Origin of the sequence: Rhizobium sp. P44RR-XXIV, from assembly GCF_001999485.2 — a bacterium.
Taxonomy (GTDB): domain Bacteria; phylum Pseudomonadota; class Alphaproteobacteria; order Rhizobiales; family Rhizobiaceae; genus Rhizobium.
In genome coordinates this window covers 1,917,827-1,931,418 of sequence record NZ_MPVZ02000029.1, presented here as the reverse complement: position 1 = coordinate 1,931,418, position 13,592 = coordinate 1,917,827, and the positions used below count along the sequence as shown (strand labels likewise).

Below are 13,592 nucleotides of genomic sequence, written 5' to 3'. Positions count from 1 at the left end.
GTACAAATTAGCCTTTTTGAGGCCTGCAATGCCGATTCTTAAGCGGGGCGTTCCGATGGAGCCCGAACGAGGCTGCCTTTGGCCTATTTTCGAACCTTCGCCGATGCCGACATGCCGGTGAAACCGCGCTCCCTCGCCCATATGACAACGGCCGAGCGCCTGTTAACGCCGATCTTCGCGTAGAGCGATGCGACGTGGTTGCGGATCGTATTTCTGGAAAGATGCAGCGTCTCGCTCATCTCGGCATCGCTCTGGCCACGGCAGATCAAAGCAAGCACTTCCCTCTCCCGCTCGCTGAGATCGAGGAGCTGCGCCGTGGAGCCCTTGCCGTTCGAGACCTGCCGCAAGGTTGCAAGCCGGTCGACGATGGAACGGCTGAACCACGACGTGTCGGTCATCACGCTTTCGATGGCTTCGATCAGTTCCGCTTCGCTGCGCCTGCGCTCGGTGACGTCCTGCAACGACCAGATGACGCATTGCTGGTCGTTGATCTCCACACGCTCGGCAGACACCAGGCAATCAGCCAGCGAGCCATCCTTCTGCTTCATGCGCAAGGCTTCATCGCGGAGCGGCGCATTGTCGGTCAATTTCTTTTCCATCGCTCGCCGGGCGGCGATGTCATCCCACAGGCGCAGCTCGCTTGCCGTTTTCCCGATGACCTCTTCGGTCCCATAACCCGAGAGCTGAACGAAGGCGTCGTTGACTTCGGTGAAAACAAAATCGTCCAGCCGGGAAATAGCCGCTGGCGCCGGCGAGAGCCTGAAGGATTTCGAAAACCGCTCCTCGCTTTGGCGAAGCGCATTCTGAGCCTTTCGCCGTGCATCGAGATCCGCGAAAGTAAACAGCATGCATGGCTCTTCACCGACGGCGATCGGCTCTCCCGCAACAATGACGAGCCGGTCGCCACCGCCTTGCAGGGGGATCAGCGCCTCGCGCTGACGAATCAGCCGGCCTTCGACAAGTTTAGACAACGCGTCCTCGCCGGTATCGCAATTGGCAAAGAGGCCGATCTCATCGACGGTTTTTCCGATGACATCTTCCTTGGCGTAATCCGTCATTTCTACGAAGCCCTGGTTGACGCGGATGAAGCGCAGGTCATCGAGGCGACAAATCAGGCCGGGCGCAGGGTTGGCATTGAAGGCGCGCTCGAAACGCTCTTCCGCCTCGAACAGCGGCGTCTCGTCGCGAATGATGAGTGCCAGCACGTCCGGCCGCGCACCAGCATCGGCAATGATCAGGCTGCGAACGGTATGCACCCAGATGAGATCGAGATCCGCCGCAGGCGATATCTCGACCGTCACTTCGTCGACAGTCTCTCCGTTCAGCAGCCGCTCGATCGGATACTGCCCTTCCTCCAGCAGATGATTGTTGCGGTAGCGCAGCGTGAAGGCCTGCCGATAGCCGGCGGCATCACTGCCCAACTCCTCAAGCGCGGAGACCCGGTGCATCTGCAATGCAGCACTATTTGCCCAGGAAATCGCGCCCTCGGGATCGAGCAGGATGATGCCGTCACTCAACCCCGCAACGAGCTCGCGCAATACGTTCCGATTCACATTCGGCGGCTGCGGCGCATCGCTCATGCTGTTCCTCTTCCTGACACTTAGTGCTTACATAGGAAGATAAGGCGATAAGAGAAGCCAGAAGGGCGGGTCACCCGAAAATCAGGAGAGCCTCTGATTCATCGTGGAATAATCCACGCAGCTGGGCGGCGCCGCATTCTGCAATATGACCGGCAGGACGAGCGAGTGGACCGGAATGGTCAGCGCGTCGAGCGTTGTCGTTTGCTCGCGCGAGAGCTGAACATCGAGCGCACCAAGATCATCATCGAGCTGTGCCAAGGTGTGTACGCCGATAATGGTCGAGGAAACGGCCGGCCGCGCCAATACCCAGGCAAGGGCTACCCGCGCGGTAGTGGTGTCGAGTTCGGCGGCAATGCGGATGAGGGCGTCGACGATTTCGAGACGCTGTTCATCGGGGTGCTGCGCCAATGGCGACGCGCCGTCAGAGGTGAGGTTTCCGATGTTCTTTCGTGTATATTTGCCGCTGATAAGCCCGCCATTTAAGGGCGAATGCGAGACGACGCCAAGCCCCATCCCGCGCGCCATGGGAATGAGCTCGCTCTCGAACAGCCGGGCCGCCAGCGAATATTCGATCTGCAGGCCGATGAATGGCGCCCAGCCGTGAAACTGCGCGATCAGCTGCGCATGCGCGACCTTCCAGGCGGGGGCATCAGAGATGCCGAAATAGCGCAGCTTTCCCGATTGGATGAGATCGTTCAATCCCGCCAGTATCTCGTCGAGAGGGACCTGCATGTCCCAATTATCGAGCCAGAAGAGATCGAGATGGTCCGTGCGCAGCCGCCGCAGGGTTCGCTCGCATTCCGCTATGATGGCTTCGCGACCACGGCCAACATCTTCCTGGCTGACACCGAACTTTGCCGCCATCACGAGGCGGTCGCGCTGGCTCGAGTTCTGTGCGAGGTAATTGCCGACAACCGTCTGGGCACCCGGTTTTTCGTCTCCCCTACCCGTATCGAGATAATTGCCGCCGAGGCCGACATAGCGATCCAGGATCACCGCGGGCTTGTTTACGCGCGCCTGCCAGGCGACGCCCTCGCCAAAGGTCATGGTTCCCAAGCCAAGTGGGCTGACGCTCAGTCCCGATCGGCCGAGCGCAACAAATTCGTCAAGATGCATTCCCCTGTCCCCCGACCGGCCTGAAACTTATATATACATAAATCCTTATGTATATGTAATATCGGCAAAGAAAAGGAATAAGACGCGAATTTATGATTTTACTGTTCGGGAATCCGGATAATGGGTCGGACGTTCGGCCGTTTGCTTGAAAGCGGCAGATTGCCTGCCTTTCAGGCCTCTTCCGCAAGCATCGCGCCTTGAGGATATTAATGATCCGGCGCCGATTGCAACATCGGGCAGTCATTCATGAATCATCGACATGATTGCTATCAAAGCCAGCCCTATTAACGCCGTGCCTAGCCTCGGTTAATCTTCGTCGGATAATCGAGACCTGCAGCACAGCAGGTTTCAAGACAACCAAATGACGGGGATGAGGACATGAGGACCATTGGCTATGCATGCACTTCGGCGGAAACGCCGCTGGAGCCTTATACTTTCGAGCGCCGCGCACCACGAGCAAATGACGTCGTGATGGAAATCGTCTATGCCGGCATCTGCCACTCGGATGTCCATATGGCGCATAACGACTGGGGTTTTGCGCTCTATCCGCTGGTTCCGGGGCATGAAATCGTCGGCCGCGTCATCGAGATCGGCAGCGACGTCACCAAGTTCAAGGTGGGTGACCACGGCGCAGTCGGCTGCATGGTCGACAGCTGCCAGCATTGCGATCAGTGCCGCCGCGGCGAGGAGCAGTTCTGCCGCGAGGGCAATACCGGCACCTACAGCACCCCCGACCGCATCGACGGTTCGATCACCAAGGGCGGTTATTCCAAGCATATCGTCGTGCGTGAGGAGTTCGTCTGCACCGTGCCCGAGGGCATGGACATCTCCCGCACCGCTCCGATCCTTTGCGCCGGCATCACGACCTACTCGCCGCTGCGCACTTGGAATGTCGGCCCACATAGCCGTGTCGGCGTCATCGGCATGGGCGGCCTCGGCCACATGGCCGTCAAGCTCGCGGCAGCCATGGGTGCCAAGGTGACGATGATTTCGCGCTCGCCCGACAAGGAGAAGGCGGCCCGCGAAATTGGCGCGGACAATTTCCTTGTCTCGAGCAATACAACGGCAATGCAAGCCGCAGCCAACGCCTTCGACCTGATCATCGATACCGTCCCGGTCAAGCACGATCTCGATGCCTATATGCCGCTGCTCGACGTCGACGGAACGCTTGTCATTGTCGGCCAGGTCGGCCCCTGGGGCGAAGTCAACGGCCTGCCTTTCCTGGTCGGCCGCCGTCGCGTTGCCGGATCGCCGATCGGCGGCATGCGCGAGACTCAGGAAGTGATCGATTTCTGCGCACGAAAGGGCATCCTGCCCGAGTGCCGGATCATCCGCCCAGAACAGATCAACGAGGCATTTGCGGCCTTGCAGCGAGCCGATATTCCCTATCGCTTCGTCATCGACATGGCGTCGCTTTCCGTTCCGGAAGCAGCCTGAGACAATACGCCGATCCCGGTCGCCCAAGGCGGCCGGGATGGTGATATGCAGCGATCGGCACGATCAGCCTCGGTAGCGCAATGCCTCGACCAAAAGGGAGAAGGCAGCCGAAGGTTGCCGGCGGCTCGGATAGTAAAGGTGGTAGCCGGAAAACGGCGCGCACCAATCCTCGAGAACCCGGACGAGCTGGCCGCTCGCCAGTTCCTCCGCAATATGATCCTCCATCACGAAGCCGAGCCCCAAGCCGGCCTTGGCCGCACGCGTGATCATGCCGATATTGTTGAAGACGAGCTGGCCGTCAACCCGGACGCGGACCTCGCGCCCCTCCTTTTCCAACTCCCAGGCATAAAGGCCGCCGGCGCTGAGCAAACGCAGATTGATGCAGTTGTGATCCGATAGATCGTTCGGCGTCTTCGGTTCCGGATGCCTCGCGAAATAGTCCGGAGAGCCAACGATGACCATTCTTACATCGGGGCTGATCTTGACCGCGATCATATCCTTGGCGACCGCCTCGCCGAGCCGGACGCCGGCATCGAAGCGATCGGCGACGATATCGCGCAGGGCGGAATCCATGCTGAGTTCGACATGAATGTCTGGATATTGCCGCAACAGCCCTTCAAGCGCAGGCCAGAGGATGCTGGTGGCTGCATGTTCCGACGTGGTGATGCGGATGGTACCGGCCGGCTTCTCGCGCAATTCGCTCAAGGAAGCGAGTTCCGTGCCGATGCTTTCAAGCGCCGGCAGAAGCGTGGCCAACAGCCGCTCTCCCGCTTCCGTCGGCGCCACGTTGCGGGTCGTGCGCGTCAACAGCCGCACGCCGAGCCGCGCCTCCAGACGCCGGATCGTATGGCTGAGAGACGACTGGGAGGTGCCGAGCTTGGCAGCCGCACGGGTAAAGCTCTTCTCCTCAGCGATGACGGCAAAGGCATTCAGATCGACCAGTTCCTCCCGCTGCATTCATGAACCCCCGATATAATTGTGTGCCAGTTATATCGGGGGTTCTGGCAATGCGGCAAGATGTGCCGGCGGGAGGCCGCCGGCAATCAGCGTAGGGCTCAGCGACCCGTGGTCTTCAGCCATTGTTCCGGATAGCGCTCGCCTTCAATGGCGATCTCTGCGAGAGCACGCTGGATTTCGGCAAGCTCTGTCGCGCTCAGCTCGACATCGGCCGCCGCCAGATTTTCCTCCAGGCGATGCAGCTTGGTGGTGCCGGGGATCGGAACGATCCAGGGCTTTTGCACCAATAGCCAGGCAAGTGCGATCTGCGCGGGTGTGGCATTCTTACTGCCGGCGATCTGCTGCAGCAGGTCGACGAGTGCCTGGTTCTTCTCCATCGCTTCCGGCGTGAAGCGCGGCAGAAGCTTGCGGAAGTCATTCTCGCTGATCTTCGTGTCCTTGCCGATCGCGCCGGTCAGGAAGCCCTTGCCGAGAGGGCTGTAGGCAACGAGGCCGATGCCCAGTTCCTCGCAGGCCTCCAGGATGCCATTGGTTTCAGGCCCGCGCGTCCACAGCGAATATTCATTCTGCAGTGCCGCCACTGGCTGCACCGCATGGGCGCGGCGCACTGTCTGTGCACCGGGTTCGGAGAGGCCGAAATGTCTGACCTTGCCGGCGGCGATCAGATCCTTCACGGTGCCGGCAACATCTTCGATCGGCACTTCGGGATCGACGCGGTGCTGATAGAGGAGATCGATGACTTCAATGCCCAGTCGCTTCAGCGAAGCATCCGCCACCTCGCGGATATGTTCGGGGCGGCTATTGAGGCCGCTCATCTTGCCGTTCTCGATGTTGAAGCCGAATTTCGTGGCGATTACCACCTGATCGCGGACAGGCCGCAGGGCCTCTCCGACGATTTCCTCATTGGTGAAGGGGCCATAGACTTCGGCCGTGTCGAAAAAGGTAACACCACGCTCGACAGCATCACGCACCAGCTTGACGCCTTCATCCCTGCTCAACGCATGGCCATAGCTGAAATTCAGGCCCATGCAGCCAAATCCGAGGGCCGAGACCTCAAGGCCGCTATTTCCAAGCATACGATTCTTCATCGCATTTCTCCTGCTCTTGCGAGCGTTCCGGTTTAGATGGGGAGAAAATATGTGAGGTGACACCTAACGATTAGGCGGCATAATCGGCATGAAGTTATATCCCGATTTCATGAGTGAGAGTCCGGAAGAGATCAATGCTGGGGTTGGAAGACCCGCCCTTAGCTTTCTCATGCAACCACAGATGCCGGCCAGGGATTCCGCCCCTCCTGTAGCCATGACAGCGTATCGGTCCAGAAGCCGGCCGTGTGGCTATCGTGGAACAGGCCGAAATGGCCGATTGTATCGCGACCGAAGTCGGATGGGGCCAACAACACGGCCGTGCGTTGCGCGCCAGTATAATAGTCCAGTGTCCGGCGGACCGCCGGCACGGTGCCGAGTTCATCATCGGAAACCGCGACCGCCAGGATCGGCGCTTTGACCGCAGCCATTCGGCGCAACACCTCTTTCCTCTCGCCCTTCGGATGGCTGCGCTCGAACCGGCGACCGCGAAAGCTCCATTCGTTCGCGACGCCCCTCGGCAAATCCTCCAGCCAGCCAAGCCGGCGGCCCGGAAAATAACCGTAGAAGGCGGTCATCGCAGGCATGGCAATATGCCATTTCACGAACAGGCGGAGACGCCGGCGTGGAGCATAGTTTCCCCACCAGGCATATTGGGCGCCGACAGTCAGCATTCGGTCGATCATCTCGGCACTTGCAGCCAATCCCGGCAGAAAACCGCCGATGCTGTGGCCGACGACCATAAGCGGACCATCGCGCCGATGCTTGGCCATGAATTGGAGCACGGCCTCGAAATCCCGCTCGCCCCACTCTCGCCAGCGATAGTGGCAGCCGCGGAGCAGTTGCGGACGCGATTGGCCGATGCCGCGATAATCAAAGGTCAGGACATCGAAGCCGTGCCTCGCCAGAAATTGCGCATAGCGGTGATAGTAGCGTGCGAGGACGCCGGTTGCCGGATTGATAATCACGTTACCAACCGGGGCACTCCTCTCCGCGCGCCAGAGATGACCACCAAGGACAACGCCGTCTTCGCAGTGAATGGAAATCGGCAGACCGCTGATGGTCGATGAAAGGATCGCTTCGTCGCTCATGGCCGGCAGCATGGGATGATTGCCGCGTTGTGTATATTCACTACCCGGTATACTTTGAGGTCATGAAAGATAAAACCCTGCCGACACGCGACCGCATTCTGCAGGCCGCCGCGAAGCTTTTCCAGCAGGACGGCATCCGGGCCGTCAGCGTCGATGCGATCGCGGAAAAAGCCGGGGTGACCAAGCGCACCCTCTACTATCATTTCCGCAGCAAGGATGACCTGATCGCCGCTCATCTGGAGGCCCGCGATCAGCCGAACCTTGTCGTGTTCAAGCGCTGGTTCGACGAAGCGGAAGGCAGCGTAGCCGAGAAGATCGCCGGCATTTTTCGCCATCTCGCCCGCTCCGCACAGAGTGGAAAATGGAAAGGCTGCGGCTTCCTGCGCACCTCTGTCGAGCTGGTCAACCTTCCCGGCCACCCCGCCTTGGTTGTTGCGCGCGCTCACAAGAAACGTGTCGAAGACTGGCTTTCGGGAGTTTTTACAGAGGCCGGAGCTGGCGCTGAAGCCGCTTCCCTTGCCCGGCAGATCATGCTGCTTCTCGATGGCTCGTTTGCCGTCGTGCTGCTGCATCGCGACCCAAGCTATATGGAGACTGCGGCGGAGGCGGCGGCCCGGCTTATCGACGGTCGCTTAGACTTGAACTAGTAGAACGACAGGAGGCCATAGAGGCCGGTTTTATCCAAGCCGATTGCCGTCACCTGACCGGTCTGACCGTCATCCTTTTTGTCTCTGCCCTGGTTGAGTTGCCTTTCGAGGGCTCGTGTCACCTTGTCGTTGTTCTCGCCATCCTTGGCACTGTTGATAACGTCTTCAAGCGACAAACCAAGCTTATCGAGGCCGAGGTCCTTCTCAATCGCGTGAATGGCGCCGGGATCATTCTTGATCTTGTTGAAGGCCTCCTTCATGGCGGCGATGAAGTCATCCATCGAAACGAAGCTATCCTTTTCAACACCGAGCGCCTTACCGGTGCGCTCGATGAGATCCATCTTCAGCTTCGTGATGTTGACCTTACCGTCTGTTCCAAAGAACGCCTCGGAAACTTTCGACTGCGCCTGCGTCGGCTGTCTGGAGACCGCAACCTTGTCCGCCTGACCGTGGGCAACGGCAATGAGATTGTCCGTGCTCGATTGCGGCGGCTGCGGTGCGGACGTGGCAGCATTGATCTGTTGAAGAATGGCGAGCGCTGCCGAAGGTGCGTTGAAGATCGACGTCATTGCAAACTCCCGACGCGCAACAGCTTCTCCCTCATGGAAGCCTGGCGGAAAACACACTATGCGTCATGCGATAGTTGGCAGCTACATCACTACCATAGGTTAGTTAAGCATTGGATAACCTGGGATATATCACCAGATGGAAATGCCCCTTTATAGTTGCATTTCGCAGCAAAAAACCGACCAAACTCGTCATCCTGCCGACACTGAACGTTGTCCCCCAAAAATGGCGATTGCCGCTGATCTCATTGCATGTATCACTATCCGCCGGCTTCCCCACATAGACACGGATGGCGAAAATGGGCCTTTGGGACTTGTTCACCGGCAAAAAATATCCCGAGAAAGGTGTGGGGCGCCAACCGATCGCCATGCTCCGAACCGCCCTCATCTCGCTCAACCAGGATTCAGTACCCTTTGTTGTTCGGGACGGTAGCGCCGAAGGAGTGGACCTTGTTGCCGAATGGAAGATCGTTGACGCGCAATGGTACGAGTTTTTCGCGAAGGCCGGCATCAAGCGGCTCTTCAAGGTGCTGATGCGGTTTGACGAGCAAAAGGGCGAGGTTCGTTCGGTCGACCAGGAATGGTCCGTTGAATGGAGTGCGGGCGTTCCGACGATTGCTCTCGCAGCCTCGGCCTTTCGTGGCCAGACGGCAGAAAAGAGCTTCGGCAAGTCCTATGGTTTCCGCGAGGATGGATCGTTCGGCGCGATCTACGAGTATGCATTCGACACGACCGCCATCAAGGCGCCCTTGCAGAAGACGGCACTGGAGGCGGGATGGATCTGGAGAAGCGTGGCCTTCGCCAAACTTTAGGCCGCTGGGCAAGGAACCGTGCTCTCCGCCGCGTGGGGCACGGCGGAGAGCAAGCCGGATCAATGATATTTCAGGCGCTCCCGGTCGAGGATCGCCGGGGCATCGAGCCCGGCGATGGGTTCGGAGAGATCGCTTGAGATATCTCCGGCAAGCTGCAGGTCGAGATAGCGTGAGCAGCAGACCCTGAGAAACGATGTGAAATTGCCGAGATCATGTCCGGCATCGATCGACTCGTGATGCAGCTTCGTGATCAGCTGGACCACATTCATGCCGTCGCGCCGGGCAATTTCCTCAAGCTTCGACCAGAAGAAATTCTCCAGCCTCACGCTGGTCACCATGCCATCGATACGCAGGGATCGCGTCGTGCTTTCCCAGAGCCTGGCATCGGCCTTGATGAACAATTCGCACATGCATGCCTCCCGGCTTTCCCTCAGGCTGCGTTGGCTTCCGACAGGGCGCTCGCATCGAGAACTGCCATGAACTGACGCAGCCAGGATGGATGCGCGGGCCAGGCGGGCGCGGTCACGAGGTTGCCATCGGCTACGGCATCGTTGATGGCGATATCGGCATATATGCCGCCGGCAAGCTCGACTTCCGGGCGGCAGGCGGGATAGGCCGAGCAGGTCCGTCCCTTGAGAACACCGGCAGCCGCCAGCAATTGCGCGCCATGGCAAATGGCGGCGACAGGCTTGCCGGCTTCGAAGAAGTGCTGCACTGCCTTGATGACATCGGGGTTCAGGCGAAGATATTCCGGTGCGCGGCCGCCTGGGACCACCAGCGCATCATAGTCCTCGGCACGGATGCTGGCGAAGGTGGCGTTCAACGCGAAATTATGACCGCGCTTCTCTGAGTAGGTCTGATCGCCTTCGAAATCATGAATGGCAGTCGCCACCGTCTCGCCGGCATTCTTGCCGGGGCAGACGGCATGCACCGTGTAGCCGCAGGCAAGCAGCGTCTGAAACGGCACCATGGTTTCATAATCCTCGGTGAAATCACCGGTGATCATCAAGATCTTTGCTGCTGGCATCGTGTTCCTCCCTCAAAACCAACAGGCATAGTTTAGCAAAGGAATGTGCACTGCGGGTATTAGGCAAATACTACAAGCAAGATCCGCGCAGCTTATCGCGCAGGCGGGCGGCCGATATCCGGAATTGCACAGGCCTCGCCGCCGCCGAAAAGCCGCGAGCGGGTGAGGAACCGCTTCTCTCGACCATTGTCGAGGGAGAACATGCCACCGCGGCCGGGCACGACGTCGATGATCAGTTGCGTGTGCTTCCACGCCTCGAACTGGCTGCCGCTGATATAGACGGGCACGCCGCCGATCTCGCCGAGTTTCACATCGTTGTCGCCGATCATGAACTCGTTCACCGGATAGCACATGGGCGATGAGCCATCGCAACAGCCTCCGGATTGATGGAAGAGGATATCGGGATGATCCTGCTGTATCTCGCGGATGAGGTCGAGCGCCTTGTCTGTCGCCAGTACGCGCGGCTCCGTGCCTATGTCATCCATGATCATCCTCCTTGATTGACCGCAATGCACGAAGGCCCCCAACCACAGCTGGGAGCCTCATTGGCTTCGTTGGGAGGTCTCAGAAGAACCCGAGCGCCTTCGGGCTGTAGCTCACCAGCATGTTCTTGGTCTGCTGGTAGTGATCGAGCATCATCTTATGCGTCTCGCGCCCGATACCGGATTGCTTGTAGCCGCCGAAGGCCGCATGCGCCGGATAGGCGTGGTAGCAATTCGTCCAGACGCGGCCCGCCTGGATCTCGCGGCCGAAGCGATAAGCGCGATTGCCGTCACGCGTCCAGACACCGGCGCCGAGGCCGTAGAGCGTGTCATTGGCGATTTCGAGCGCTTCCTTCTCGTCCTTGAAGGTCGTCACCGAAACCACCGGGCCGAAGATCTCTTCCTGGAACACACGCATCTTGTTGTGGCCCCTGAAGATCGTCGGCTTGATGTAATAGCCACTCGCCAGTTCGCCGCCGAGGTCGCGCGCGCGCCGCCCGTCAGCACTTCCGCCCCTTCCTGCTTGCCGATATCGAGATAGGAGAGGATCTTCTCCATCTGCTCGCTCGAAGCCTGGGCACCGATCATCGTTGCGGAATCGAGCGGGTTGCCCTGCTTGATCGCTTCCACACGCTTGATCGCCTTTTCCATGAAGCGGTCGTAGACCGATTCCTGGATCAGCGCGCGGCTTGGGCATGTGCACACTTCGCCCTGGTTGAGGGCAAACATCGCAAAACCTTCGAGCGCCTTGTCGAAGAAATCATCGTCAGCAGCCGCAACATCGTCAAAGAAGATGTTCGGCGATTTGCCGCCGAGCTCCAGCGTGACGGGGATCAGGTTCTGGCTGGCATATTGCATGATCAGCCGGCCGGTCGTCGTTTCGCCGGTAAAAGCGATCTTGGCGACGCGCGGGCTGGTGGCAAGCGGCTTGCCGGCCTCGAGGCCAAAGCCGTTGACGATGTTGAGAACGCCCGGCGGCAGGAGATCGCCCACCAGTTCGGCCCAGACCAGCAGCGAAGCCGGTGTCTGTTCGGCAGGCTTGATGACAACGCAATTGCCGGCCGCAAGCGCCGGCGCAAGCTTCCAGGCTGCCATCAAGATCGGGAAGTTCCACGGAATGATCTGCCCGACGACGCCGAGCGGCTCATGGAAGTGATAGGCGACCGTGTCATGGTCGATCTCGCCGATCGAACCTTCCTGTGCGCGGATGCAGGAGGCGAAATAGCGGAAGTGATCGATGGCGAGCGGAATGTCGGCGGCCATGGTTTCGCGGATCGGCTTGCCGTTATCCCAGCTTTCCGCCTGCGCCAGCACCTCCAGCTTATCCTCCATGCGCTGGGCGATCTTCATCAGGATATTGGAGCGCTCGGCGACGGAGGTCCTGCCCCATTTGTCCTTAGCCGCATGGGCGGCATCGAGCGCGGCATTGATATCCTTTTCGTCGGAGCGCGGTATTTCGCAGATCTTGCCACCGGTGATCGGTGTGAGGTTGTCGAAATATTTGCCGCCGATCGGTTCGCGCCAGGCGCCACCGATGTAATTGCCGTATTTCAGCTTGAACGGAGATTCGACGATCTTCTGATGCAGCATGCCATCCTCCCTTGGTCGGCAGGTCCGGGATAGGGACCCAATGGGAGAAATCTGCGTCCATCCTCTTTTACTTGGTAGTGTTGGCGAACAATACCGCAGCGCACAGTGTCGCAACTCTGCGACAGCTGCGCCGGACAAATGCCGGTCATGGGTAAATCAATGCAAATTGAGCCGTTTCATCTTCCGGTGCAGCGTCGAGCGGCTCATGCCGAGTGCCGTGGCTGCCTGTGAGACATTGCCGTCTGCGCGCGAAAGCGCACGCAACAACGCGGCGCGCTCGGCCTCCTGCAGGTCTTCGCCCGCCCCTCCTTGCTGCTCGCGCAACACGTCCGAGGCCGGAAGCCCAGCGGCAATGCGATGATCGTCCAGCTTCAGCGCAAGACGGGCCGCCTTGGTCGCCCCGAGCACGAGATCATTACGATCGACGGCCAGAAGCGCCGATGTGGACGCCGTATCCGTGGGAACCATGACAAAGCGGGCACCGGCGAAGGCGCTCCTGAACAGGTTTAGCTCGATGCGCAGCGCCGCATCGCGAACGGTCTGCGAGAGGATCGCCAAAGTCACATCGTTAACGTCATCACGGCAGGTGGAAATGTCGAGCGCTCCGGCCAATTGCCCACGATGATCTCGGATCGGCGCGGTCGTGCAGCTCAGGTCGATATTGGCGCAAAGAAAATGCTGATCGCGGAAAATCGCCACGGCCCGATCATCCGCCAAGGCGGTGCCGATGCCGTTGGTGCCCATGCTTGCTTCGGTCCAAATCGTGCCTGTCCATAGGCCGAGGTCATGAAACTCCTTGTCGTCTCCAACAGCGCCACGGCGCTCGAGCGCTATGCCGTCCCGGTCGGTGAGCAGCAGGCAGCATCCAGCTTTGCCGACTGTGAGAAAGAGGCGATCCAACTCGTTGGAAGCTTCCGCAATCAGGCGCTCGGAGCGCTCCATGGCGGCCGCGAATTCCTGGCCCGTCAGCCGCATTGGCAAACGTTTCTCTTCCGGCGCGAGACGGTGCATCGTCATGCAGCGGCGCCAGGAGGCAACGACCGAAGAACTGGCCGCGGCCGACTGTGCTGACGCGTAGACCTGATCCGCATGCGCGGAATATTCGTGCATCTGGCTCCTCCCACCGAACGCAACATCGATTGTCGCTAAAAAAGCCATGTAACGCAATCCTTCGCTGGCTCTTTTGGCGTCTACCAGCTGTC

The 13,592-nt window shown here is 59.6% G+C and carries 13 protein-coding genes and 1 pseudogene; 3 read left to right on the top strand and 11 right to left on the bottom strand.

Annotated elements, in window-relative coordinates:
• Positions 1-83: 83 nt before the first annotated feature.
• Both BSK43_RS34755 and BSK43_RS34750 read right to left on the bottom strand, forming a co-directional pair.
• A complete protein-coding gene (locus BSK43_RS34755) occupies positions 84-1,580 on the bottom strand; it encodes a PAS domain S-box protein (protein ID WP_077470330.1) in 1,497 nt (498 codons plus the stop codon).
• Between the two features lie 81 nt (positions 1,581-1,661).
• Positions 1,662-2,696, bottom strand: a complete 1,035-nt coding sequence (locus BSK43_RS34750; protein ID WP_077470329.1) for an aldo/keto reductase — start codon at positions 2,694-2,696, stop codon at positions 1,662-1,664.
• 378 nt (positions 2,697-3,074) lie between these two features.
• On the opposite strand from BSK43_RS34750, the gene BSK43_RS34745 reads away from it, so the two are divergent.
• On the top strand, positions 3,075-4,133 hold the full coding sequence (locus tag BSK43_RS34745; RefSeq protein ID WP_077470328.1) for an NAD(P)-dependent alcohol dehydrogenase: 1,059 nt from the start codon (positions 3,075-3,077) through the stop codon (positions 4,131-4,133).
• 63 nt (positions 4,134-4,196) lie between these two features.
• Here BSK43_RS34745 and BSK43_RS34740 read toward each other — a convergent pair whose 3' ends face one another.
• The 3 genes from BSK43_RS34740 to BSK43_RS34730 form a co-directional block, all read right to left on the bottom strand.
• Complete coding sequence (locus BSK43_RS34740; RefSeq protein ID WP_068395220.1) at positions 4,197-5,090, bottom strand: LysR family transcriptional regulator; 894 nt, start codon at positions 5,088-5,090, stop codon at positions 4,197-4,199.
• A 98-nt stretch (positions 5,091-5,188) separates the two neighbouring features.
• A complete protein-coding gene (locus BSK43_RS34735) occupies positions 5,189-6,178 on the bottom strand; it encodes an aldo/keto reductase (RefSeq protein ID WP_077470327.1) in 990 nt (329 codons plus the stop codon).
• A gap of 167 nt (positions 6,179-6,345) precedes the next feature.
• Positions 6,346-7,266, bottom strand: a complete 921-nt coding sequence (locus BSK43_RS34730) for an alpha/beta fold hydrolase (RefSeq protein ID WP_077470374.1) — start codon at positions 7,264-7,266, stop codon at positions 6,346-6,348.
• A 62-nt stretch (positions 7,267-7,328) separates the two neighbouring features.
• Between BSK43_RS34730 and BSK43_RS34725 the strand changes: the two genes are divergently transcribed.
• On the top strand, positions 7,329-7,913 hold the full coding sequence (locus BSK43_RS34725; protein ID WP_077470326.1) for a TetR/AcrR family transcriptional regulator: 585 nt from the start codon (positions 7,329-7,331) through the stop codon (positions 7,911-7,913).
• Here the strand turns inward: BSK43_RS34725 and BSK43_RS34720 are convergent.
• The gene (locus BSK43_RS34720; protein ID WP_077470325.1) at positions 7,910-8,482 is read right to left on the bottom strand and encodes a hypothetical protein; all 573 of its coding nucleotides are present in this window, start codon (positions 8,480-8,482) and stop codon (positions 7,910-7,912) included. The genes BSK43_RS34725 and BSK43_RS34720 overlap by 4 nt on opposite strands.
• Before the next feature lie 296 nt (positions 8,483-8,778).
• Here BSK43_RS34720 and BSK43_RS34715 point away from each other — a divergent pair, with 296 nt between their 5' ends.
• Positions 8,779-9,291, top strand: coding sequence for a hypothetical protein (locus BSK43_RS34715; protein ID WP_077470324.1), 513 nt, complete (start codon positions 8,779-8,781; stop codon positions 9,289-9,291).
• 59 nt (positions 9,292-9,350) lie between these two features.
• Here the strand turns inward: BSK43_RS34715 and BSK43_RS34710 are convergent, their stop codons facing one another.
• The 5 genes and pseudogenes from BSK43_RS34710 to BSK43_RS34690 form a co-directional block, all read right to left on the bottom strand.
• Positions 9,351-9,701, bottom strand: a complete 351-nt coding sequence (locus BSK43_RS34710; RefSeq protein WP_077470323.1) for a ribbon-helix-helix domain-containing protein — start codon at positions 9,699-9,701, stop codon at positions 9,351-9,353.
• A 20-nt stretch (positions 9,702-9,721) separates the two neighbouring features.
• On the bottom strand, positions 9,722-10,318 hold the full coding sequence (locus tag BSK43_RS34705; protein WP_077470322.1) for a DJ-1/PfpI family protein: 597 nt from the start codon (positions 10,316-10,318) through the stop codon (positions 9,722-9,724).
• Positions 10,319-10,410: 92 nt separating this feature from the next.
• Complete coding sequence (locus BSK43_RS34700; protein WP_136687445.1) at positions 10,411-10,803, bottom strand: DUF779 domain-containing protein; 393 nt, start codon at positions 10,801-10,803, stop codon at positions 10,411-10,413.
• A 79-nt stretch (positions 10,804-10,882) separates the two neighbouring features.
• Positions 10,883-12,390: pseudogene (gene adh / locus BSK43_RS34695) on the bottom strand (aldehyde dehydrogenase).
• Between the two features lie 156 nt (positions 12,391-12,546).
• Positions 12,547-13,500, bottom strand: coding sequence for a helix-turn-helix domain-containing protein (locus BSK43_RS34690; protein WP_077470321.1), 954 nt, complete (start codon positions 13,498-13,500; stop codon positions 12,547-12,549).
• Between the last annotated feature and the right edge of the window lie 92 nt (positions 13,501-13,592).